General features: G+C 54.3%; 23 protein-coding genes and 1 tRNA gene. 11 read left to right on the top strand and 13 right to left on the bottom strand.

Translation table 11 applies throughout. The features are described from left to right. Positions 1-90: 90 nt before the first annotated feature. The 5 genes from yidD to INS80_RS17660 all read right to left on the bottom strand — a co-directional run bounded on the left by yidD (position 91) and on the right by INS80_RS17660 (position 5,095). Positions 91-420, bottom strand: a complete 330-nt coding sequence (gene yidD, locus INS80_RS19490; protein ID WP_192966882.1) for a membrane protein insertion efficiency factor YidD — start codon at positions 418-420, stop codon at positions 91-93. Next, positions 417-644 carry a hypothetical protein gene (locus INS80_RS17675; protein WP_192966881.1) on the bottom strand — a complete coding sequence of 76 codons (228 nt, stop codon included), beginning with the start codon at positions 642-644 and terminating at the stop codon, positions 417-419. The genes yidD and INS80_RS17675 overlap by 4 nt, the downstream gene beginning before the upstream one ends. 220 nt (positions 645-864) lie before the next feature. Beyond that, positions 865-2,433 (bottom strand): hypothetical protein, encoded by a 1,569-nt coding sequence (locus INS80_RS17670; RefSeq protein WP_192966880.1) that lies wholly within the window; start codon positions 2,431-2,433, stop codon positions 865-867. Positions 2,434-2,897: 464 nt separating this feature from the next. Beyond that, positions 2,898-4,592, bottom strand: a complete 1,695-nt coding sequence (locus INS80_RS17665; protein WP_192966879.1) for a relaxase/mobilization nuclease domain-containing protein — start codon at positions 4,590-4,592, stop codon at positions 2,898-2,900. Further along, complete coding sequence (locus INS80_RS17660; RefSeq protein WP_192966878.1) at positions 4,589-5,095, bottom strand: plasmid mobilization protein; 507 nt, start codon at positions 5,093-5,095, stop codon at positions 4,589-4,591. The genes INS80_RS17665 and INS80_RS17660 overlap by 4 nt, the downstream gene beginning before the upstream one ends. Before the next feature lie 522 nt (positions 5,096-5,617). Between INS80_RS17660 and INS80_RS17655 the strand changes: the two genes are divergently transcribed. From INS80_RS17655 to INS80_RS17645, 3 genes are all read left to right on the top strand, one after another. After that, complete coding sequence (locus tag INS80_RS17655; protein WP_192966877.1) at positions 5,618-6,031, top strand: hypothetical protein; 414 nt, start codon at positions 5,618-5,620, stop codon at positions 6,029-6,031. A gap of 255 nt (positions 6,032-6,286) precedes the next feature. Continuing rightward, entirely contained in the window at positions 6,287-7,891 is a 1,605-nt protein-coding gene (locus INS80_RS17650) for a type IV secretory system conjugative DNA transfer family protein (RefSeq protein ID WP_192966876.1), read from the top strand. After that, the gene (locus INS80_RS17645) at positions 7,884-8,762 is read left to right on the top strand and encodes a hypothetical protein (protein WP_192966875.1); all 879 of its coding nucleotides are present in this window, start codon (positions 7,884-7,886) and stop codon (positions 8,760-8,762) included. Before INS80_RS17650 ends, INS80_RS17645 begins: the two co-directional genes overlap by 8 nt. Before the next feature lie 103 nt (positions 8,763-8,865). Here INS80_RS17645 and INS80_RS17640 read toward each other — a convergent pair whose 3' ends face one another. Then, the gene (locus INS80_RS17640; protein ID WP_192966874.1) at positions 8,866-9,381 is read right to left on the bottom strand and encodes an antirestriction protein ArdA; all 516 of its coding nucleotides are present in this window, start codon (positions 9,379-9,381) and stop codon (positions 8,866-8,868) included. A gap of 218 nt (positions 9,382-9,599) precedes the next feature. Between INS80_RS17640 and INS80_RS17635 the strand changes: the two genes are divergently transcribed. After that, on the top strand, positions 9,600-10,829 hold the full coding sequence (locus INS80_RS17635) for a replication initiator protein A (protein ID WP_369411430.1): 1,230 nt from the start codon (positions 9,600-9,602) through the stop codon (positions 10,827-10,829). A 709-nt stretch (positions 10,830-11,538) separates the two neighbouring features. Here INS80_RS17635 and INS80_RS17630 read toward each other — a convergent pair. The 3 genes from INS80_RS17630 to INS80_RS17620 all read right to left on the bottom strand — a co-directional run bounded on the left by INS80_RS17630 (position 11,539) and on the right by INS80_RS17620 (position 14,890). After that, entirely contained in the window at positions 11,539-12,456 is a 918-nt protein-coding gene (locus INS80_RS17630; RefSeq protein WP_192966873.1) for an ArdC family protein, read from the bottom strand. A 711-nt stretch (positions 12,457-13,167) separates the two neighbouring features. Further along, positions 13,168-14,268: a tyrosine-type recombinase/integrase gene (locus INS80_RS17625; RefSeq protein WP_192966872.1), complete on the bottom strand. Its 1,101-nt coding sequence runs from the start codon at positions 14,266-14,268 to the stop codon at positions 13,168-13,170. A gap of 331 nt (positions 14,269-14,599) precedes the next feature. Next, on the bottom strand, positions 14,600-14,890 hold the full coding sequence (locus INS80_RS17620; RefSeq protein ID WP_192966871.1) for a hypothetical protein: 291 nt from the start codon (positions 14,888-14,890) through the stop codon (positions 14,600-14,602). Positions 14,891-14,948: 58 nt separating this feature from the next. Between INS80_RS17620 and INS80_RS17615 the strand changes: the two genes are divergently transcribed. The 4 genes from INS80_RS17615 to INS80_RS17600 all read left to right on the top strand — a co-directional run bounded on the left by INS80_RS17615 (position 14,949) and on the right by INS80_RS17600 (position 17,344). Further along, positions 14,949-15,383 carry a hypothetical protein gene (locus tag INS80_RS17615; protein ID WP_192966870.1) on the top strand — a complete coding sequence of 145 codons (435 nt, stop codon included), beginning with the start codon at positions 14,949-14,951 and terminating at the stop codon, positions 15,381-15,383. Further along, positions 15,328-16,454, top strand: a protein-coding gene (locus tag INS80_RS17610; RefSeq protein ID WP_192963700.1) for an IS3 family transposase whose coding sequence is annotated in 2 segments (ribosomal slippage) — positions 15,328-15,592 and positions 15,592-16,454 — 1,128 coding nt in all. Because the reading frame shifts where the segments join, the coding sequence is not laid out codon by codon here. Before INS80_RS17615 ends, INS80_RS17610 begins: the two co-directional genes overlap by 56 nt. Positions 16,455-16,575: 121 nt before the next feature. Then, positions 16,576-16,935, top strand: coding sequence for a hypothetical protein (locus INS80_RS17605; protein WP_226892661.1), 360 nt, complete (start codon positions 16,576-16,578; stop codon positions 16,933-16,935). A 163-nt stretch (positions 16,936-17,098) separates the two neighbouring features. Further along, positions 17,099-17,344 (top strand): hypothetical protein, encoded by a 246-nt coding sequence (locus INS80_RS17600; protein WP_192966869.1) that lies wholly within the window; start codon positions 17,099-17,101, stop codon positions 17,342-17,344. A gap of 13 nt (positions 17,345-17,357) precedes the next feature. On the opposite strand, the gene INS80_RS17595 is transcribed toward INS80_RS17600, so the two are convergent. Beyond that, positions 17,358-17,837, bottom strand: a complete 480-nt coding sequence (locus tag INS80_RS17595) for a hypothetical protein (RefSeq protein WP_192966868.1) — start codon at positions 17,835-17,837, stop codon at positions 17,358-17,360. Positions 17,838-17,907: 70 nt separating this feature from the next. On the opposite strand from INS80_RS17595, the gene INS80_RS17590 reads away from it, so the two are divergent. The 3 genes from INS80_RS17590 to INS80_RS19365 all read left to right on the top strand — a co-directional run bounded on the left by INS80_RS17590 (position 17,908) and on the right by INS80_RS19365 (position 19,829). Beyond that, on the top strand, positions 17,908-18,180 hold the full coding sequence (locus INS80_RS17590) for a hypothetical protein (protein WP_192966867.1): 273 nt from the start codon (positions 17,908-17,910) through the stop codon (positions 18,178-18,180). Further along, positions 18,177-18,392, top strand: a complete 216-nt coding sequence (locus tag INS80_RS17585) for a hypothetical protein (RefSeq protein WP_192966866.1) — start codon at positions 18,177-18,179, stop codon at positions 18,390-18,392. Before INS80_RS17590 ends, INS80_RS17585 begins: the two co-directional genes overlap by 4 nt. Positions 18,393-18,677: 285 nt before the next feature. Then, on the top strand, positions 18,678-19,829 hold the full coding sequence (locus INS80_RS19365; RefSeq protein ID WP_226892660.1) for a phospholipase D family protein: 1,152 nt from the start codon (positions 18,678-18,680) through the stop codon (positions 19,827-19,829). On the opposite strand, the gene INS80_RS17575 is transcribed toward INS80_RS19365, so the two are convergent. From INS80_RS17575 to INS80_RS17565, 3 genes are all read right to left on the bottom strand, one after another. Continuing rightward, on the bottom strand, positions 19,826-21,418 hold the full coding sequence (locus tag INS80_RS17575; RefSeq protein ID WP_192966865.1) for an N-6 DNA methylase: 1,593 nt from the start codon (positions 21,416-21,418) through the stop codon (positions 19,826-19,828). The genes INS80_RS19365 and INS80_RS17575 overlap by 4 nt on opposite strands. Positions 21,419-21,675: 257 nt before the next feature. After that, positions 21,676-21,750, bottom strand: a tRNA-Asn gene (locus tag INS80_RS17570). 121 nt (positions 21,751-21,871) lie between these two features. Then, entirely contained in the window at positions 21,872-22,786 is a 915-nt protein-coding gene (locus INS80_RS17565) for an MBL fold metallo-hydrolase (protein ID WP_192966864.1), read from the bottom strand. Positions 22,787-22,788 lie beyond the last annotated feature (2 nt).

The raw sequence follows: 22,788 nt of genomic DNA, 5'->3' as shown, positions 1-22,788 counted from the left end.
TTTCTCGCAGCTCGCGCTGCACGCGTATGCGGAGACCGGCGTCTTTCATCCGCTGAAAGTGTACCCAATGGATACACATCTGTAAAATTCTTACTTGAGTTCCGCCCTTTCACAGGAAAGAAGGCCAAACTCATTTCTCAGCCGGTCGGACAGGTCTGATTCCTCTACGATCGAACCATCGGAGAGTTTCAACAGGAACAGATCATTGTGACCTGCGGCTTCCGTGTCGATCGGCGCATAGCCTGGCTTACACCGCCTGACTCGCTCCCTGAGACGCCTAAACGCCTCAAAGGTCCCCTTCTCACGAGCACCCTCCAGAACATAGTTGGAACAGCTCTTCTTGAAGATACATCGCTCCCGCAAGGATGTCGGGGCGACCCGCTGGTACAGCAGGATCGCCCAGATTATGGGATATCTCACTTGCGGAAGACGGCTACGGAGAAGGTCTTTTCGTAAGGGCTTGTCGCACCGAACCCGAAGCAGCCATTGGAACCAGGCACAACAGTGCTGTGGTTTTCTAGACCCACGAACTCCCACCCCGCGTTTGCCTCGGCAGAAATGACCGAGTCCAGACTGGAAGCGACGCCGGTCGTCGGGTCTTTCCGGTCTATCGGTGGCTCAAATGGTACGCACTTGTAGTCCATAAAAGAATCCTTCTTCTCGTATTGCGTGAGTACCCTTGCTGCTCATTCGCGTCAGGTCAACGTTGAATAGATCGGTAAAACGAAAATAGCCTCGGTGATGCGAGGCTATCTTCAGGAAGTCCATGACCTGAACAAACAATTGGTCACGTTAGGTCTTATTATACCCAAAAGACCAAAAAAACGAAAGCTCCCAGTTGGGAGCTTTCTTGATTATTGCAGATTAGTTATCGTCAACCGTTGTAATTGCAATAGCCGGGCTTGCCGCACCGCTTGCGATTGCCTCAGTTGCTTGCGTCGCTGCAATTGCAGTAACCGCTCCGTAACCAGTACCAGCACTAGATGCCGCTGAGAAGTTTGTTAGGTTAACTTCAATTCCGTACTCACTGGCACCACCGATTGTCGTAATTTTCGCTGGAACGTTGGCAATTGAAAGTACGTCAGTCGCAGAAGCAAATGAAGCGCCAGCTACATCCAAAGATGAGCTCTTCAGCACGACATGAGCAACTTCACCATTTTCAATCAAAGCGTTGTTGCCGGCAGCGTCGGCTGCGAAGCTTACAGGAACGGTAACTGTGTTTGAAACGAGGTTTGCGACATCGTAAACGATTGTCATGCTCGCTTCGAGTGTTCCCGGAGTTTCACCAGCAGCAGCAGTACCATCTAGTGTAATCGTGTTAACTGATACAGTAGAAGATGCTGCGGCCGCGTTGTTTAACAGGCTTGACGCCGTATCTACGGCTGTCATTCCGAACTCCAAAGTAAATGTACGAGGACCCATTTGAACAACAGCTTCATCCAGCTCACCGTGAGGTCCATCTGCGGTGTAATCCCAGCCATCTGCATCCATCGTAAACGCTGCCGTCGAAACGGTGAAGTTATGGGCCGTTACATACTCATCTTCGTCAAGACGTTTGTCGTTATCCCCGTCGAACCAGGCCAGCGGCACAAAGTCAAAACCGTTAGGAACGTCGTAGAAGGTAACGTCTTCAATTGTCGTGTCGCTTGCTTGGCGAGACGATTTGAAAGTCGTCACGTATGCAGGCTTCTCAGGAATTGTTGTGTCAAACAGGCCAACCGTAATTTTGCTTGTGCCTGACGTAAAACCTGTCACGCCATCGAAAACGCTAGACTGCACTTCAAGAGCCACGTCACCGACGTTCGAGCTGTCCACGTTCTTTGAGATCGTCTGAAATGCTGGCAAGCCAAGGAACGAGATCGCTGTAGCATTTTCAGCTGCTGAAGACGACGGCAAACCCAGGTTCAGAGTAGGAAGCGAAAACCCACCGGATGTTACGATTACTGGCTGCATTGGCACGTTCCCGGCACCCGCAGCACCCATTACTTCGGTGTCTACCGAACCGGCACCACCACCGAGGTCAGCATCACCAAGAACAAGCACGGAATTGCCTTCATGAGCAAACAGCTGGCCGCTTGCCTCAAGATCATCAAGAATGTCCTCAACCGGAATACCTACTGTCGTTGAAGACAGCTCTAGAGTAGAAAAGTGTACGATGGCTGTCTCATATTCACCCACCGCTGGCTTTTGAAGTGAATAGCGCGAGCCATTTGTCTGATCGAAGAAATCTACTGTTTTAGTAGAGTTCGCGCCGATGCGGTTGTTTGGTTCATAAATCGTGACGCGCGTCCCAAAATAGTTCGTCGCATCTTCTACAAGTTCAATCTTTTCAACTACGCCATTGAGCGAGAGTTGGGCGTTGGCAGAAAAGCCAACAAATGCCGTAGATACAGCAATAGCGGCAGTCGCCAAAATTTTCATTTTGTTTTTCATTATTACTCCCTGGGAAATTAGTTGTTGATAATGTTGAAGCCGCCCAAAGAGTCTGACGAGTCATCACACGCCGTCAGAGAAAAGCTGGCAACAACAATAGCAGACAATGCAATTATTGTTTTTATTGATTTCATTGGTATATACCTTTCATTTAAAATTTGCTTAATTCAAATTTTGAGGCATTATATTCCATTTATTGAATTGATAAAAGAATTTATTGAATTTTGTGAGAACTAGCAAAGCCTTATACAGCGCTGACTTATGGAACAGCATTGATGAAAGACGCGAGAAATTAGGGATCAATGTCTCGGATTTCTGTAGGAAAGCAAGGATAAGCCGGGTTGCTTATTACAACCAGCGCAATGGTGGTGGCATGCACCCTCAAACCAAGAGAAAGCTGGAGAACTTATTGGACAGGCTAGAGAACCGACTTGAAACTCCTGAGATCGACTGAGCTCATCGAGTCATCGCTCTGGTTCGTGTTCAGTTTCCTGCGTGCGCTCATATAGGATTTCATAGTAGTCCCGCACCGTTTCGTTGCGCAGACCCTTTGACGCCTTGCGGCGCTCTGAATCCAACGTTTCTTCCCACGCGCGAGCCAACTGCTCCTTCTCGTCCTCGGCGAGGTCAGATCGCCAGATTTCCTCTTCTGTAAGCTGTGTCACGATTGACTGACGCTCACGCCACAGCTCCATTCCACGTTTCCGGCGCTGCTCGCGATGGCCTATCTGGGCGATCGCTTCATTGTATTCGGCTTCGGATGCACCAAGCCGCGCGTGAAGCTCCAGCTCGTCATGTTGGTTGATTTCCCACTGATTTCTCAGACGTTCCAACTTGCGGTGCGCACGCGGCATAGACTTTGCCGCCTCATTGGCTTCTTTGCGTCCCTTGGTTCGGAAACCAAGGAACTTCCAGCCCTTCTTCTTGCCGACTGTATCCAAATCGATTTCGTCAAAGTTCTCCCCTGCTTTGAGACGACGGTCGATCTCTGACCAGGCGGCTTTCGGGTTTCGGTACAGATGAGAACAAACGTCCTCAAACTCCCGGTTGGCCTTGCCAATGTCCTCCGCAACACGTTCCTTGACCCACTGGACACGCCGGATGGCACGACGATCCTTGGTGTGGCGTTGCGCGGCTTCAGTGGCCCGTTTTTCGCGGTCTCGGAAATACGCGTAGCGATTGGCGGCTAGAAGAGCGTGTTTGAGGCGCGCCTCAGACTCGGCTTTAGCCTGAGCCTTCTGGCGATCATCGTCCTGTTCGAGTTCATCAAGGATGGACTCGGGGCGTTCTGCATCTGGTGGCTCCAGTTGGTCGGCCACCTCACGTGTGAGGTCCCGATCGATTTCATAATCCTCCCAGGATTCCTGAAAACGGTTTTCGAGCCGATCCTGGCGGGCATGCTTCCCGACCTTTGACAAGGTCATGAAGTGCTCACCATCGGTTATGCGGAACCCTTGGCCTGCGCGCCTGAGATGCAGGCCATGCGCGTCCAGTCGGGCTTCCAGGTCAGCCCAGCTGGTGGCGTCTTTGAAGTGGGTTGTGATGTCGCTGCGAATGCGGCGCATCTCTGTTTCGGACCACTTCGCAAGCGGCGTGTCGCCTTCACGTTCGGCCCGGAGTTTTTCCTCGCGAGATGCTTCCTTTTTCCGGTCAGGGTCTTTCTCGCCTTTGCGCAGTTCCTCCAGATCGGGCCTATCCACGATCCGGAGCCCCAGCTCCTTCTCTTGGCGCTCAAGGCTTTCCATGATCCGGTATACATCTCGCCACGGGTTCCAAGCCCGTCCACTATCCGGGTGTACGGTGTTGACGACCACGTGAATATGAGGGCAGTCGCCGTCGTCGTGCGCGACGATCAAGTGCTGATGCTCTGAGAGGCCAAGATCAGCGAGTAGCGTCTCAGCCACCTGCATCTGCACCTCTTTCGGCGGCTGTTCGTCCGGTGGCCAGCTGATGGGCAGATGGTACACCGGCTTCTTCACGCGACGCGAAAGCTCCGCAGTCGCCTGCATGATTCCAGCCACAACCATAGGGTCATTGTCTGGAAGATTGCGGGCTTCTGACCAGATCACGCGATGGGGGTTTTCTTCACCCTTTCTGCCTTCATGCAGATAGCGGAGAAGACCTTTGAACCCCCGCCCCTTGTAGGGGTTGCCGATCATGGACAGAACGGACGGAGCGTGGCCGTCAGGTCATGCAAAACTGACAGCAGCTGTTTCTCAGGAACATGCTCGCCTCTGTTGGCCTGACGGGCGAGGCCATTGAGCCGGGTCCCTTCGTGGACCATCAGGGTAATGACCTCTGGTGCGATCGTATTGGGTGCGGCTTCGTCCGAAGTCCAATGCTTGAGCGCGCCGGTCACGCGCCTGAAGACATGCTCGATGTGCTCGGCACCGTCGATGCTGCCATTCTGGGCGTGGCCCAGGAGCTGGTTCAGATTGGTCGCCACGGCGTTCAATTGACGGATCAGCTCCCCAGCTTGCACGTGGGGTTTTTGCCGGAGCGGCTTACCTAGGGCAACGCTGCGAATGAATGCAGACAGGGTGACACCCGCACGTTCCGCATTGGCGGAAATACGTGCGCGCTCGGACGGCGTGACCCAGAAGGTCACTTGCTCGGTTCGGCGTTGGTGTGCGGGTTTTCCGGAACCCTTTGGTCGTGCCATTCATTCAAGCCCTCTGCGGCGCTTGAGCAGACAAGGTGATTCCCTTGAGACGTAAGGCGTAGCCGGGTCGAATGGGGGTAATATATCCTGTACAGAAACAGTTTTTTCTGTACAGATATACTTCCTTGCTCCTCAAAAGAACGCTACGCGAACAACCTGTATTGTCAACTTATGAATTCTGTACAGAATTTATTCTTTTGTAATTCTGACACAAGAACTTAGCCATAGGCTCCAATATCCGGCAATAAATGTCAACACGCTTGGCAACATGTCCCTTGTAGCCAACAGACTTCAATCAGAGCCAATGTCAGTTCTCACTAACCCACCGAGCCATAAGAAGTTGCGACGGAAATCACACGACGCCACCAAATGAGGCGTTGTATGGCCAATGGTGACCAGCGCGACAAGTGAACTACGTGGTCGAAAATTGACCACGTATCCGCACGGGGTTGGCCTATACGAAATGAGAGACGTGGCGCGTTCAACCTGGCCAACCTCTATGCGGTCAATAAGGAAACGCGGATGAGCAATTGGGCAAGTTTGAGTTACAGCAACAATGCCACCTTCGGTGAGCGTATTTTTGTGAACATGCCCTGGCGGGCAAACACCGACCGAAGCAACAAGCTGACGGCCTGGATCGCGCCGGTTATCGGTCGGGAAGACGAACCGGGCGCATGGAGGTTTCGCGCCAAGTCAGGAAAAACCGACCTCCCGGAACACCAGACAACTGAGCTTCTCGCAGGTGTTTTCACCATGATCGCAGGGCATGGATACGCACCGGAAAAGATCAGTTTCACTATGCTGGCAACTCTGGCTCAGCGCCCTCAACACCACATTTCTCCCGAACACAGAGAAGCTGCAAAGCGACACATTGCGAAGCAAAAAACGGATGATCTGGATCTTACCGATCGTCTCAACGCCGATCTCTCGCAGTAACGATCAACAGCTGCTTAGCCAGCCATTTCCCAAAAGACTCCCGCACAACCGCTACGAGAGACGCGTTTCGCTGGATAAGAGATCGCAGCCCGGATAGTCTCGGTGAAAACGAGAATTTGTCGGAGCAGTTTTTTGTCAGGTAACATGTCATTTCTGACGCGCGTGATGTACCGCGTATCCAAGTCCTTTCGAAAGAGTATGGACCGAACTTGGGAAGAGGGCCAAGGAACGCCTCCTCCCTGGACAGCGGTCGGAATGCGATTTCACACTGCTCTGAAAGAACGCGACGAACTGATCGCCAACCCACCGCCGATACATGGGGACGCGCGCTTCTTGGGCCGGGAAGAACTCAAGGCCATTGAAGATGAAGCGCTATCGATGAACAAAAACAGATTCGGTGGTCGAAACGGGTGCATGATCCTTGGTAACGGCTTCGCCGTTGATGACATTGATTTCATTCCGACGGTGGCATCAATACCACCGGGACATCTACTCACCATCGCGGCAACCCGTTCCGGGAAAGGCACAAGCCATATCGTCCCGAACCTTTTGATGTACGCCGGTTCCTTGGTCGTGATTGACCCCAAAGGTGAAAACTATGCGCTGACCCATGAAGAGCGACGGAAGGAAGGTCGCGTTATTAGAATCGACCCTTTCCGCGTCACCAAACCGTTTGACCCGGTGTCACCCTTCTCAGCCTGCAATCCGATGGAATTCATCGAAGGTGAAAGCGAGGCCAGGCGGCTGGCTTCCTTGCTGCTTGGGGACGCGCCCAAGGGCGAAGGCAAGTTCTGGCACGAAGAGGCGATCAACCTGATGTCGGCGGTGATCCTGGCCTGCGTGTCAATGGGCCGGGATCAGATCAACGACGTCAGGGAGGTTTTGACGGCGTCCAATGTATCGATAGACAAGAAACCATCGAAGCTTTCTGAATCCTTGGAGCGGCTTGCCAGCAAATCCTCCCAACCTGGAGCCAAACGACGGCTGCAAAGCTTCGTTGGTTATTCTGAAAAAATGCAATCCAGCATTCTCGCGACGATCAATGCGGGAATGAGCATCTGGGACACTCCCGAGATAGCGGAAGCAGTCGAACGCACGGACTTGCCTTTCGGCAATCTCAAAACGGAGGTGGCCACGATTTACGTGGTTCTCCCCTTCGACAAGATGGGCGACTACGGAGCGTTTCTGCGTCTGATGGTTGGCCAGTTCTACCAGGCCATGATAAAGGGCGCTAAAGCCGAGGGCATTCCAGTTGCCTGCATCATCGATGAGTTCCCGGCTCTGGGCTCAATGAAAGAGCTGGTGCGTGCCCTTGCTGAAGTTGCCGGTTATGGCGTCCGGTTCTGGCTGTTCGTCCAAAACCTTTCACAGCTCAAAGCTCTGTATCCAGACGACTGGAATACCATCGTTTCGCAATGTAGCTCGCTATGCGTTTTTGGTGTGACCGACGGCGAAACCGTAGAATGGCTTGGAAAAGAGCTGGGAAATGAGACGCGCGCTGTCCCAGTGCCCGGCGTCAATGTAGGCGGTGCCGGTCGCGATGCTGATGGTGTGCTCAATGTGAACGGCGGCGTGAATGGTGGCGTTCAGCTAGCGGGCGTGCCCCTTCTGTCACCCGGAGAAATTCGGGAACATCTCGGAGTTGGTAAGCCCTGGCAAGTGATCTTCCTCTCGGGGAAGCGCCCGCTGTTGGCAACACGGATCAACTATTTCAACGATGATCGCCTCAAGAACATGGCAGGTAGTTTTGATAATCCGGAGCGCCTCGCCATATCGAACACCTTACGTGACACGGAATACTGGAAGGGTGAACCGGAGGGGTTCAAGTACGGAATTAGGGACGCCAACGACGATGCTTGAAGAGCGCGATAGCCACCTGAAGCTGACGACAAGTCATAAGAAACGCACCGTAGCCGCGCCCTGGTTTCTGACCGGTTTGGGCGATCCCTATCAACTGGAAATCTTGCCTGGTTCGAAAGCCTGTTACGATCCCAACAACAAAATCCTGCACGTTCGGGACAACGAGCGCGGCATCTCCCATACTGTCACGCCCTCGGTGCGGGTCAGGCTGGACCATGAGCAAGATTTTCACGACATTGACTTCATTGACCTGGAGGACGCGACGCAAAACCTGGCCGGTGTCTACATCAATGAAGGTGTTCTTAGCTTCGAAGATCACAATCGTTTTGAGTTTTCAAATACTTTGATGTTCCAAAGCGTATGCAGGCTTCTGGCCTCACCGGTCTTCAATCCCTGGACGGAATTGCCGCGTATTAGAAACGAGAACGCCTTTTATCAATGCGATCTAGCGACAGGTGAGCTTTGGCTGAATCCAGAGATGGAGGACGCCCCAAAGAACGTGGACAAGGTCCATAGTCATATTGTCTACCTCAGTTTCGAAACCTCCGAACCGATACCTTGCTGGAACAAAGACACGCGGCACGACGATATTTTACCGCCTGGCAGGTATGATGCGGAGGTTATCAAATCCGACCACGATACTGGCGACGTGATCACCATCAAGGCTGATGGATGGACCGCTGATCGATCAAACCTCTATACGTTTCACATCCCCTTTGAGCCCCTGTACGAACTCATACAGAGCGGTGCTGTTCCAGCGGGAGATTTTGGCTACCGCGTCCCCTTTGATCCGCGCGGGCATGCAGACATGGCTTTGAGGGCAACACAGCCACCTCCAAAGGGTGTCTTCGGAAAGCTATTCAAACGCTGAGGTCCCCAAAAAAGAAAATTGTTCGTGCGCCTACAAAGAAGGGAACTCGACGGCGGAGCCGTCGAAAATTTCAAAAGGGGCGTTTCCGCCCCAATCCGTTCCTTTAGCGGTTCCAAAAGATATGCAATTGTTGGTAGCCCGTTTCGATGGTGAATACATCGCCGCCAAGTTCTATGTCGCGGCCCATCGCCTCGTAGTCGATGTAGAAAGACAAGCTTTCGGGCACTTCGTTGGTGTCTTCGGTCAACTCTCGTGCAAAATCGGCAAGAGCTTCATATTCTCCAGCATAGTCTTCTTCCAGCGCTTTGGTTGCTTGCTCAACATCGCCCTGAAAGTTCTTCAGAACCGCCGCGCCAAGCTCGCCGTGTTCTTCGATGAAGATAGCCAGCTCGTGGGTGCTCTCAATGCCCTGGTATTCGCTGATCCGCAGCGACCCAAAGTTCATGTAATCATGAATGGCCCATTCTTCGGCCACCTCGTCAAGCGGTGTGACCTTCAGCATATCCCTCACGGCCTGCCAGATATCCTCGATGTCTTGGGTTGCGTCGATCCAAACACCGTGAAGGATACCGTTGTTGTAAGCTGCTAGGTCTGCAACGTAGATTGCCGGGTTTTCCATGTTCCTTTTCTCCTTAATTTTTCGGTTGCGCATGTTGCAACCGACGCCTCGACGGCGAGTTGTGGGGAGGCAAAGGCACAGGCCGCGACAGGTGGAGGGGGATCACCCAGCCTGCACGGATCGAAGAGAAGGAAGGATGGGGACACCGCCAGTCGCGCCAAAGGGCAGCCTTGACTGCGCCAGGGACGAAGTCCCTTAGCAATCAAAGGAAAGCAAGTGTGCTTTCCGTTTTTTCTTTTGTTTGTAATTTATTACGTGGTATCATTCACGCAATGAACACTCAAAAATTCGAGCTTCTAGACCGCGGCGCCTTTTCGGCGCTGACTTTGCATCAGAAGAACGAATACCTTCAAAAACTGACCGCACGATACATGGAAGCAAACGGGCGCTCGCCGATCGAGCTCTCACGCGAAGCACTCAGCAGATTGCGACGCTTCTATAGCCGCCGCTCAATGGCAGACTTGAAACTGGAAAAGATGACAGATCGGGAAATGGCCAGCGCCCTTTCCAGAGTGGCGAACGCCGTGGGACAAGGAGACCTTGAAAAGCGCATTGAGAGTGAAATTCCGCCGACCTCTGAACTCAGAGCGCCACCTATCGATGATGACCAGCTGATGTTCTTTGTTCCAAACATCCATGACGCGCCCATCAAAGATGACGTAAACGTCATGGACGTCGCGCCCTTCTCGCTGAGTAAGACCAAGCGAGAAGGTAAAATCCGCTACGACTTGAAGGATAGCTCTATAACCGTAACAGGCGGCTCCGACAGCGGAATGGCAAACGCCTATGACTACGACATTTTCATCAATATGGTATCCTACCTCGCCGAAGAAATGCGCACCTACCGCTTGTCCCAAAAGAAAGGCCGGAATCCATCTTTGCCAGCCAAAGTATACTGCCCGACTGCTTCGCAGGTGCTAAAGTTCTGCCGACGAGGTAACGGTGGGAAGCAGTATGTTGAACTGGAGAACGCGCTCGACAGGTTACAGGACACACGGATCAAGATAACGAACTTTAAACCTGGCGCGCGAAGGGAAACCGAGACGTTTTCTTTAATTGATCGGTATAGGGTGCTCAGTCGCACAACCAGTGACAGGATCGATCACATCGAAATCATCATTCCGGATTGGGTGTATGAGGGCATCGTAAATGAATCTGGTTCCGCCAGCATACTTACGCTCAACCCCGACTATTTCCTGATCAAAAAGCCGACTGCGCGTTTCATCTATAGGCTGGCCCGCAAAGCTGCCGGACAAGGTGAAGCGCACTATACACTGAAAGATTTACATCACCGAAGCGGCACGACGATTCCTTTCCATAAATTCCGAAATGCGGTTGCCGACATTGTAGATCGCGCTGAAAACGAACCATTCCCGGACTACGAGCTGAAGTTAATACCGGGTCGCGAGTGTCAGGTTCTTCGTATCTGCCGACGCCCCGTTGCATAGCTAAAAGATGCAGGCGAAACCGAAGCGCATAACACACATCTAAAATTTTTGACAAATGCCGTACATCATTCCTATTTTCATGACAAAAAATCCTAAAAATCCGCCCCAAAATCGAAAAGCCCACATAATATACTGAATTAGAAAGACATTTTGAAGTTATTCATGTTTTCAACAAAGTGAAAGTTTGGATTTTTGTCAAAGACCGTACATCGTTCTGATTGGGCCGTACATCATTCCGTCAAGACCGTACATCATTCTGTCAAAGCCGTACATCATTCCAAAAACACATCACTAGTTATTGAAACACATCAGGAAATTCTTCTTAAAACTAATAAAACTTCTAAAACTCTTAAAACGCACCTAGCGGTGCTTGATCAAATTTTTTTGAAAATAATGGTTTTCTCCCCCCATGATCGGTTGGTTCGGGGGGAACCATCGTCAGCCCTGGAGGCATTGCTGGCAACAACTGGCAAGAGTAGCTTCCTGTTGATCCGACGGGCTTGCCGTCTAAGGTCAGCACAATCGACTTTGAAAAAGGTGCATCTCGCGCCGCAACGGGCCTCCCTGATGCGTTGAAGGGTATCTGTAGCTGGGTTTGTGCTAGACAGGCCATGAAATAATCTGAAAGCCCGCACAAGCGTTTCTATTTTCAGTAAAGACGACTGCCGCCCCAGACCGGGGCGGCCTATCACCGAAAATGAATGGCTGCCTATGCGGCAGCCGATGTGAGTTTTTCTTGCAGGCCAGCGAGGAAGTCCGTCGCCTTGGCGGCTTGACTCGCTGCGGTAAAGATCGCCTTCTTGTCGGCCTTGAGGACCTTGAGCCAGTTTTGGATGTAGGCCGCATGATCGGCACGGGGCTCCAGCGTGATCCCAAGGTCGGCGCAAAGGAACGCAGCACCCAGCTCAGCTACGAGCTCTTCGACGGCGTAGGCATCATCACCAAAGCGCTTTCCAAATCCACGATCACAGCGTTTGGCGTTGCCGGTCCAGTGAGTCAGTTCATGCAGGAGCGTTGAGTAGTAGCACTCGGTTGCACTGCTTGTTTCAGACCCGGTAAAGCGATCTTTTTCAGGCATCTGGATATAGTCTCCGTCACACCCGTGAGGCAGGCGGTAGTAGGCTTGCGTGCCGCCGTGGCGGATGTTTGCACCTGTGGCCTGGATGAAGGCGTCGGCCTCTTCGATCACTTGCACCGGGTCCTTGGGTTCAGGAAGTGCTGGGGCTTCGAAGCCATCGACCTGATCGGCATTGAAGACGTAAGAGGCGCGAGCCATCATGCGCTTGCCCTCTTCGGTCTCGCCGTTTTCCAGCTGCTCTTCGACCGTGAATTCCTTGTAGAAAACAACCAGGCTGGATTTCTCGCCCTTGCGGACCTGGCAACCCTTGTTCTGCCACTGGCGATAGGTGCCCCATGTGCCAGTCGAAAAGCCCTGTGCCTGCGCTGCGGCCCAGAGACTTAGGACGTTGATCCCGCGATAGGCATTGCTGGTGTCGATGTTGACGGGGCGGTTGAGGCCCTCGCCGCTGCGATGCCAGGGCATTTGCCAGTCACCGGCTCCCTTTTCGATTGCGGCGATGATGTTGTTGGTCACTTGCGTGTAAACGTCTGCGCGTGCGGTTTTCATGGTCTCTCTCCTTGTTTCTGGGAGCCGCGCCCATCGCGGCTGTCCGATGGCGACCGAAGAGGCAGGGTCAAAGACGGACGGCGCACCCGGAACGGGCTGGAGAAAAGCGACAGACGGAGAGCAGGCTGTTTCTTGTTTCGCGAGGAATGATGAAAATCAGGGGATGAAACTGACGGCGAACCGTTGCACCGAACGTCGTCCCTGCCAGGTCACGCCAGATAGAGGACAGCTCGTTGGGAGCGGTGCGAGACAAGGGCCTAGAGAGGCCAGACATCCACGCGGAAGCTTTCCAAAGAATCCCACAACTTCTTCAGAACTATGAGAAAACCTAGTGACTTGAAACAAATGCCCGATACAGCTCCACAGCCAAATCGACCGTCAAAATCGACATCCGATCAGCAACCCAAGGGGCAACTTCAGTATGACTGCGACGCAGGAAAGGCACCCTGAGATTTCGAGCCATTGGGACAACCAGCTATCAGCAGACTGGTGCCAGCGCATCCCTGGCGACGGCCCTTGATTGTCTTTCAAGGGAGACCACCACGGCAGAACCTCGCGCGGAGAACTCTGACCGAAGAGGGCTTTGGATATGTGGCGTAAATGCGTCTGTAAGGCTCGTCAGTTGCGTTTCAAAGGTCTGTGGCATCCCATGACTATCAGGGGACACAGAATTGATCTGAGAGGCCGTTTGAGCGGCCTTCTCATTCAAAGTCAAAACATCTTACCGTCGAGCTCTTCAGCCAGCCCCTTTTTGTGATCGGCAGACAGGTGTGAATAGCGCTTCACCATCTGAAGGGTCTTGTGGCCCAACATATCAGCAATCTCGATCAACGACTTGCCCTGCATGGCCAAATAGCTGGCGGTGCTGTGTCGCAGATCGTGAAACCTGAAATCGGTGATCTTCGCCTTCGAAACCGCGTTCTCCCATGCTTTGCGGACATCCACCGGCGCGGCCAAGTCACGCCTAGGGAATAGGTAGCGCCTAGGCGCATGCGAAAATTGCGCGTCGTACAGGTCGTTCACAAGACTGATCTGCGTGTCCATGAGTTCGGCAAGGTGCCCGACGATCGGAACGGATCGCGTATCACCGTTCTTAGTGTCTCGAAGGACGGCCATGTGCCGAGCCAGATCGATATCCGGCAAGGTCAGCCCCATGATTTCGCCCCGGCGGCAACCGGTGGACAGGGCAAACACAACGATCGGATAGAGCTGCGTGTTCGGGCTTTCACGGCAGGCGTCTAGGAGCCGCCCGCGTTCGTCGTCTGACAAATACCTGGTGCGCTCATTCCGAAGCTTGGTCACACGTTCAACGCCGTCCATCGGATTAACGCCAAGCCACTTCCAGGAGCAAGCTTTCTTGAAAAGCATATCCAGCGCGTCGCGATAGTATTTCAGCGTTCGCTTGCTCTTGGGCTTTGTCTTTTCGCCATTGCCGCGTTCGTCCGGTATCGCAGCCAGTTCACCCATGAGCTTGGAAACCTGCTCTGTCGTGATGAACTGCAAGCTGTAGTCACCAAGTTGGGCACGCCAATACCGTAGCGCCGTGCCTGAGCTACGCTGAGTACTCTCAGCCAGGTTCGGTAGAACTTCACGTTCGTAGCGGTCGATCACGTCGGCAAACGTCTTGCGTTTGGACTGAGTGCTGATCGGCTGGAACTGGCCTGACTTGATATCGCTCTCGGTCTTTGCCGCCCATGCTTTGGCGTCCGTGAGGCGCTTGAAAGTCTTCTTCTGGCGGGGGAAGCCTGCGACGCGAACGTCAACCTGATAGACCACACCCTTCTTGCGCTCGCGCTTCTCGATTGTCGCCATATCTGCCTCCATATTTCGCGTCGCGCCCAGTCAGCCCAAACGCAGGGGCAGATTTTTTAGGGGCACTTTAGGGGCAGTTTCTATCGAAAATTGCCCCCAAACGTCAATAAGTGACAACAAGCGAAAATCATCAAGCTACTGTTTTAATTGTGTATATTTGTTGAACACTATTGAGATTTATAGGCATCCCTCCGACTGTTAATCAATTGGTCGTAGGTTCGATCCCTACCGCCGGAGCCAAAATCTCATAGAGATTACAACACGATAAAGGCCGCTCAATTGAGCGGCCTTCGTCGTTTTTCGTAGGCTCTGCAACAACTCTACAACATTGTCATTGAACCGGCGATGCATCAGACTCTTTGAATTGAGCAGTTATCGTGCCACCACGCTTAGCGCGTTGGAGAGCGCCCCACAGTGGCGTTCCAAAGGCGGCTTGCTCATCTGCAATGCGGAATAGTTCGAAAAATCCGGCGCTGCTGACAACAGCCATAGCTTCATCTCCGGTCATTTTTCCAACGGCGGGGAAATCTCCACAGAGCGTGATAGCCAGATCACCATCGTCATCTGCGCCGAACTCAATATACTCACAGGAGAAGCTCTTAACGGGGAAGTTCATTTTCATTGTGTGGCCCTTTCTCGGCTCATAGGGTGGTTAGTAAGTCCGATATGGAGGAAACTTTGTGAGCGCGCGTGTCTGCCCCGGTGACGGGAACGCCAACAACTCAGATGAGCGGATAGCCATCCACCCCGAAGACATGGCGAAGGCGGTCGAACTGGGGATTGTGCCTGATGAAGTTGTTGCGGCGGGTAAAACCCACGTCACACAGGACGAGATGCACCTCTACTCCACTCTCGACGAAACCAACTTCATGTCTACTGGAATGACTGCATGGCGAGCGATTGCGTTCGCATTGGAACGCGACCTAGACCTGCCGAATTGGGTTAAACAGTATCTTTCTAATGTCGCCAATGGGATCGAAGATTGGGCCGCGCTGAATGAGCATGATCCTCCCCCACTGAAGTGGTCCGCCGTTATGTTTAGGAAAACGGAGGATCAGAATGGCTACGAAGAGACACAAGCCGGAAGAGATTGTCACGAAGCTGCGGCAGGTTGAAGTGCTTGTCGGGCAAGGCATGGCGCGGGCGGATGCGATCCGCGAGGTTCGCATTACTGAGCAGACCTATTATCGCTGGCGCAAGAAATACGGCGGTATGGGAACCGACCAACTCAGGGAACTGAAGCGCCTCCAGAAAGAGAACGAACGGTTGAGAAAAGCCGTCTCGGATCTGACTTTGGACAAGCTGATCCTGGCGGAGGCGGCAAAGGGAAACTTTTGAGCCCCGCTCGCCGCCGTGCCTGCATCGATCACGTTCGCACCCGGTTCCATCTGTCCGAGAGACGCGCCTGCCGTGTCTTGGGTCAGCACCGATCCACGCAGAGGAAGGTGCCGCATGGCCGTGCCGATGAGGAGCGTCTGGTCGCGGACATGGTCGAACTGGCGCGGCAGTATGGCCGTTACGGCTATCGTCGGATCGCGGCTTTGCTGAGAGATGCGGGCTGGGAGGTGAACGACAAGCGGGTCGAGCGCCTATGGCGACGAGAGGGGCTGAAAGTGCCAATGAAGCAACCGAAGAAGGGACGGCTCTGGCTTTATGACGGATCCTGTGTCCGGCTGCGCCCTGAGTATCGCAACCACGTCTGGAGCTATGACTTTGTCCACTGCCGGACGGAGGACGGAAAGGTCTTCCGGACGCTCAACATCTTGGACGAGCACAGTCGGGAATGCTTGGCGATCAAGGTGAAGCGCAAGCTGAACTCGGGTGACGTGATCGATGCCTTGAGCGACCTGTTCATCATGCGGGGTGTGCCGGATTACATCCGGTCTGACAACGGCCCGGAGTTCGTGGCTCAGGCCGTTCAAGATTGGATCAGGGCCGTCGGCGCCAAGACCGCCTACATCGCGCCCGGGTCACCTTGGGAGAACGGCTACTGCGAAAGCCTCAATGCCAGGTTCCGCGATGAACTGCTCAACGGAGAAGTCTTCTACAGCCTTCGGGAAGCGGAAATCCTGATCGAACAATGGAGGAAACACTACAATACCAAACGACCACATAGTGCCTTGGGCTATCGCCCTCCCGCCCCGGAAACCATCATCCCGATGGACCCGAGACCGGTCATGCACTAACAATCAAAACGGACCACTCAGGTGGGGCTGATCACTCGTCCGCCTGCGCAATGCGCCGCCTTTCGGTGGGAAGTCAGAGCTTGCCATTGACGGCACGTCCATCGGTCGCGTGGTCTCGGACATGCTCTGGGATCCAGGCGTCGATCACAAAGCGGTGCAAATGACGGGCGGGCAGGATTGGTCGAAGAAGGGGTCGCGGTATGTGAACGCAGGCAAAACCTTCATGATCGAAAATCTCGCCGTGCTGTTTGCGTCGGGTGATCTCAAATTCGCCCCTGACTTGCCTCTGCGCGATGAGATCGAGGCCGACCTGGCTTCCTTCGCGACGACGACAACGGCGGCGGGCAATCAGATCATCAGCCAAAGCCGCAGCGTGGGCGGACACGGCGACTTGGGCGTTGCGCTGATCCTCGGCGGGTTCGCCTCGCAATATCAGCAAGCCGGCCTCGCCGTGCAGCAGACCCTTCGCGGGTGGTGGTGAACGCGTCTCTCGTCGCGCTCGCCAAATTCACTTGGGCCGATGTGCCTTGAGATCGACGAGATCGATTCGATCAAACTGGAGTTTTGTCCAATTCTTGGCGCTCCAGAACGCTGGATCATTTCCGGTTACATTGGGTGTGGTTATGGAAAAAGGAGACCCACCAATGACCAAGCTACCCAGCAATCACCCTCATTATCGGAAAAAGAAGAAAGTTCAAAAAGAGTTCTACAACCTTCTGGTTTGGGAGGGCTACATGTCGCTCTTTCCGCCGATTATTAGAACAGACAAACGATGGCTAAAGACAAGAGCACGAATTGTGCGGCAAGCATTGGAGTTCGGCTTTGATGTGCCGGAGCCAATGGTGGGCAGCATCAATATCCAGCGACTGCCGCCATCTTCACCGCACTGAACGCGGCCAGCGTTTAAGCGCCTCGATCAGCCAAAAGCCGTTCAAGCTCTGCTTCCGCCTCCATCCGCTTTGCGTGGCGTTTGCGGGCCTTTTCGTAGGCCTTGCGCGCGCCGTCGGGTGAATTGGCGAACATCCGGTTTTCCTCCCGGTACTCGCGCGCCGTCCGCGACACGTTGATCTTCTTGCCGTCCTGAACGTCCTTCATCATTCGGTCGGTGAACCATTCGAAAACGTGGTCGAGGTCGTAGCTCCAACCGTCTTGCTGCCCGGTCTCCTTGTAGAACCCAAGGTCGTGAGCAAGTTTGGCTTGATCGCCGTTCTCCAAGTCGTATTCGGCCACGACGACCGCCGACTTTTGCACGTAGGCTTTCACCCACTCGGGCAGGTCGGTCCCTCCGATGTGATTGGACAGAAGCTGCCACGCCTTCTTGGCGTCGCCGGGTTCGAGGCGCGCGGCCTCTGCGAGTTCGTCCAAGTTGGAGTTTTCAAGCATGTTTGCCGCTCCAGCAATTTTTTCCCGGTCGCATTTATTAGGCGTGGGTATAGCAGAAGGAGACCCACCAATGACAAACTTCAAAATCGAAAATGTGCAGCGGGCGGTTGAGATACTTGCGGCCGCGCCCGCAGGCGAGACTATTTCATGTAGCCTGTATTCCATCTTTATCGAAGGGGCAGAGCTTAACATTTACGAACCCGACGACGTGGAAGTTATCACCATCCTTGCGGCGAACAAAGAAATCGGGTTCGCGGCCAGTTACTTTGAGCATGTTGCACAGGTGATCCGCGAAGCTCAGGCTGCTCATGGCGAGGCTTGGCAGAGAAAGGCGGCGGCATGAACATCCTGAACCCTGCCGAACTCGGTCGAAACGACCTTTTACGTCTCGCAAACGCACTTGCGAAACACGGTGTCACTGAGATTGTTGTCCATCGTGGCGACGACGTGCAACACCTGCGCGCAGCAACTGCCAACAAATGGCAAACTACACGGCTTGTCGGCTCAGAAATCGAACGAAAACGAAGTGTGACGATTCCACCAGAATTTCACTGATATAACGGGGCGGCAACAATGTCGCCCCTTTTATTTTCGCAACGCGGGCGGCTTTTGGGCCGCCCGTTTCATTTGTGTGCAGAGACCCCGAAAAAACGCCCGCTGATGGGTTTCTCCGTGTTTTGGGCTTCACTATGCCCACCAGCACGTACCCCGCCGCAGACGCGCGCTGAGGGGTGGTCAAGCATTTATTCGAGAGCCTAAGTGCAGCAGACATGGCAATCGACTTGTGCGCTGTCTGGCAGTAAGGTGCCCCAAAACGAATTGTTGAGGGGCTACAGGCAGATGGCAACAGTTAGGGCAATATTTCAACCTCTTGCGGGAGGACAGCAGCACGCGCCGCAATTGGTGTCTCTGGCACAAGAGCCTTGGCTGGATCGGCTTATCATTTCTTCTGCATTCTCAAACTCAGCAGGTGTCGCGGCGGTCTCTGCCGCTCTCGCCCCTGTTGCGGGCGTATGCCGCGCCTTCATCGGCGTCAGGAACGGTTCAACGACTGCACAGGCAACCGCCGCTTTGTTGAAGCTGGGCGTGGAACTCTATGCGCTCGACACAGCCACTAGGGGCCGGATTTTCCATCCTAAAGCCTTTATTGCAACCGGCCCCAATCAGGCACGAGCCATCGTTGGCAGCGCCAACTTGACCCATGCGGGGCTGTTCAACAACATCGAGGCAGGCACGGATATGGAACTGGACCTTGCTGATGCCTCGTACAAAGCGTTCGTTGACACCATGTTGGACGGATTTGATGACCTCATTGCCAACCATCCGCAGCACTGTTTCAGAATTGGTAGTGGTCGCGAAATTGTCGATTTGATGAAGCAGGGGATTCTTGAAGATGAGCGGAAACCCAGGACACAAACTGCGTATGGATCAGGTAAGCAAGGTGCCGCGACAAGCAAGCCGCCTATCAATCTTCCGTCAAAGTCGTCGCCGGTGAAATCGAAGCCAAAGAAACCCAAAGTCGGCATGGCAACACCAGCTGTCAATCTTCCCTCGCCACCACCGATCTATGGTCAATTGGTTTGGTTGAAACCGAAGCTGCCAGCCTCGGATCTTCAACTAAATGCAGGGCACGCGCCCGGAGTACTTCGGCTCACGCAAGCGCGATACAAGGTTAATGGAAAGGTGATTGACCAAAAGTCGTATTTCCGTAACCAAGTTTTCTCGACGCTGAACTGGACCTTTGATGCAACCGCTCAGAAGTACGTAGCTGTTGCGCCTACCTCGCTAATCATTGCGGGGGTCCATGTTGGTGATTTCGATTTGCCTTTGAGTCACAAGCCTGCATGGGAGGCAGGGCAAGGAAATTACACGACTGGACTGCATTGGGACAACGCCACCACCCATATTAAGCACATCGGCTTGGTTGGGCGCGAACTGAAACTGTACCAACCTGCGGCGGTCGGCGGACGGTATGTAGTGGAGATCGACTAAGTAGGCAGGCGGTGTCGTCTGTCGCGCAGAGTGGCCCACGCGGCCAGCAGGTCCATTTGCTCTGCCTTGGTCAGCGCGCCCAACACCGCCTCTGACTGCGCCTCTAGCGTGTCAGCCACCGTGTCTTCGCGGACCATGCGGTCGAGGCTTTCCACCTCTGGGACAATCGAGTCCGGGGAAGGCAACAACAGCTTCTCGATCTCGCTAGGCACGAGTTCGAGAACGCCCCCACCATAGTGCCGCCCTTCAAGTTCTGCGCTGAGGGCGGTCAAGCTGTTGTAGAAGCCATAGACCAGCGCATCGGCTGTGCCGCGCAAGGCTCGAATGCGATATGCGGTGTCGGTCGTGTATGCGCCCGCACGATTGAGGATCAGCCGAGGCGTGTCGTGGCTTCGCTTTAGCATTCCCACTTCGGTAGCGTAGACGGAAGGCACTGTATACCACGGGCTGCGGATGCGGCATTTATACCGCTTGTGTAGGTCTTCACGCTCGCCAGCAGCAATGTAGGCGCGTCCCTTGGCGCTCTTTTCGACCGAGGTATCGGGCATCCAAAGGAAGTTCGTGGGCTTGCCTGTGGCGGCATTCCGGGCGTGTTGAGCATCATCGTAGATCACACCGGGGCAGTGGTCGCTGCGACCAAACATAGGGTGCGTCCACTTTTCCAATCCGTTGTGCTTGACCACTTCGTCGGTGACGAGGAAAAACTTGTTCGCCCCAGTGACAATGCCCACGTCCACAGTTGCGGCGTCTGAAAAGCGGCAAAAACGATCATCGGCTTCCACGGCATCGAGAATCGCAAGAGTCGCGGCAGGGACCAACGCGCGGGTCCACTTGCCCTGAACAGTCTTTCCGTTGATTGCCCTCGGGGCGTTGAACACTGCCTCTGGGTCTTCTAGCAGGAATTCGCGACCGGACACACGGAGAATGCCCAAACCCTCGCCGTGGGTCTCTGGTGTGGCCTTCTTCTCGGCCATCAGCAGCACCGCGCCCTGTAGGGTGCCTTCGAACCAAATTTCCTGCGGGTCCACAATCACCATCCGGCGGCACTGCTGTCCGAGATAGGTTCGCAGCGACTGCGCGTGCATCACGTGGACGATTTCCGACGGGACCACCATCGCCAATCGCCCGCTGGGGCGCAGCAGGTCCATACACGCCAGAATGAATGGAACCCATGCGTTGGTGTGCTTTGTGAACTTGCAGCCGAGGCGCGTGAATACCCGTTCGGCATTGGCTTGGAATTCTGCTGGAAGGTATTGGTACCGAATGAAAGGCGGGTTGCCTACAACCGCATCGAATTGGCCGGGTTCCGCATCGAGTGCCCATCCGAGGAAGTCTCGGTTGTGGATTGTGCAATTCGGTAGGCCACGCGCCGATGCCTTTGCGGCTTCTTCGGGAGATAGCTCAAAGGCCGTGACCGTTGCGTCGGACCCCTCAAGCGTTGGGAAGAACGCGCCGTCACCGCAACTCGGTTCGAGTACGCGGGTTCTGCTATTCGGGGCAATCCATCGGGTCAGGAATCGGGCAAGGTCGCTAGGCGTGTAATATCCACCGCGTAACTTCTGTTCTGATTCCAAGGCGATGAAGTTCATAATGTCTGCCCCTGTGTCTTGTTCTTATTGCGTTCCCACGGTTTACGATTGGTGAACTGCTGACGTTTTATCGCAAACCAAAGCCAATCGCCAACCATATTTGGTAGTGCATCCTACGATGCCATACCGAATGTCGCTTGTCCGCACTGGCATAGGGGTTGACCAACGAATGTCGGATGCGTTGCAAAGTCGTTGCAAAAACAAAAAACCGCCCCAGAGGGCGATCTTATTACTCTCTTGTTATTTAAGAGAAATTTTGGCTCCGGCGGTAGGGATCGAACCTACGACCAATTGATTAACAGTCAACTGCTCTACCGCTGAGCTACGCCGGAATGGTGCAGGCCGTATAGCGAGAGTGATCTTCCTCGTCCAGAGGGGGGCTGCAAAAAATTGAAAATTTTCAGATCACGGGGTGGCAATACGGCGATCACGATGATTGCATTGAATTTCTGATTACCCCAACAAACCAAAGGCGGTGGTTGCGGTCAGGCCGTTTTCAGGGGCGACCCGTGATTTCCCCATGAGGTCAATGAGATGTGCCAACACATTGCGCTCGGCGGCCATCAGGAGGGCAGGGGGCGTCTCGGTGTAGATCTGGCGAGCCAATTCACCGGGGGTGGCCGGGCCTGCTTCCAGAGCGTTGAGGATTGCGGCCTCCCGCGCTTTGCGGTGGTTGATCAGCCAATCAAGTCGGCCCGACGGATCCTCGATCGGGGCGCCGTGGCCGGGATAGAATACCCGCCAGGGACGCGCGCGCAGTCTGCGGCAGGAGGCCATGAAATCCGTGAGGTCTCCGTCTGGGGGCGACACAAGGGAGCTGGCCCAGCCCATCACATGGTCGGCGGTGAAACAGGCATCCTCTAGCGCCAGGGCGATATGATTGCCCAGATGGCCGGGTGTATGCAGCACTTCAAGCGACCATCCCTCGCCGGTGATCGTCTCTCCGTCCGCGACTTCGATGTCGGGCATGAAATCGGTATCGATGCCTTCACCGCCGCTGTTTAGGCCCTGGTCCAAAAGCTGCGTCATGACGGTGCTTCGTCCGGCAGTGGCGGGTCCAAATCCCATGACCGGAGCACCGGTCTGCTGGGACAATTCCGCTGCAAGGGGCGAATGATCCACGTGGGCGTGGGTCACGATCACATGGGTGATGCGCTGTCCCGGCTCAACGGCTGCCAGAATCGCATCCAGATGCGCGTCACTCAAGGGGCCGGGGTCGATGACCGCAAGCCCGGTTTGACCGACCACATAGGTATTTGTGCCGCGGTAGGTCATAGGAGAGGGGTTCGGTGCCAGAATGCGGCGCACACCCGGCTGCAAAAGGTCCGCAACGCTCGGAGTGGGATTGAAATCGTCTGGGGCCTGCATCT

The sequence above is a fragment of the Phycobacter azelaicus genome, from assembly GCF_014884385.1.
GTDB classification, from domain to species: Bacteria; Pseudomonadota; Alphaproteobacteria; order Rhodobacterales; family Rhodobacteraceae; genus Phycobacter; species Phycobacter azelaicus.
Note: the sequence above shows the minus strand (reverse complement) of the source record. Positions and strands in the feature narration are given on the sequence as shown.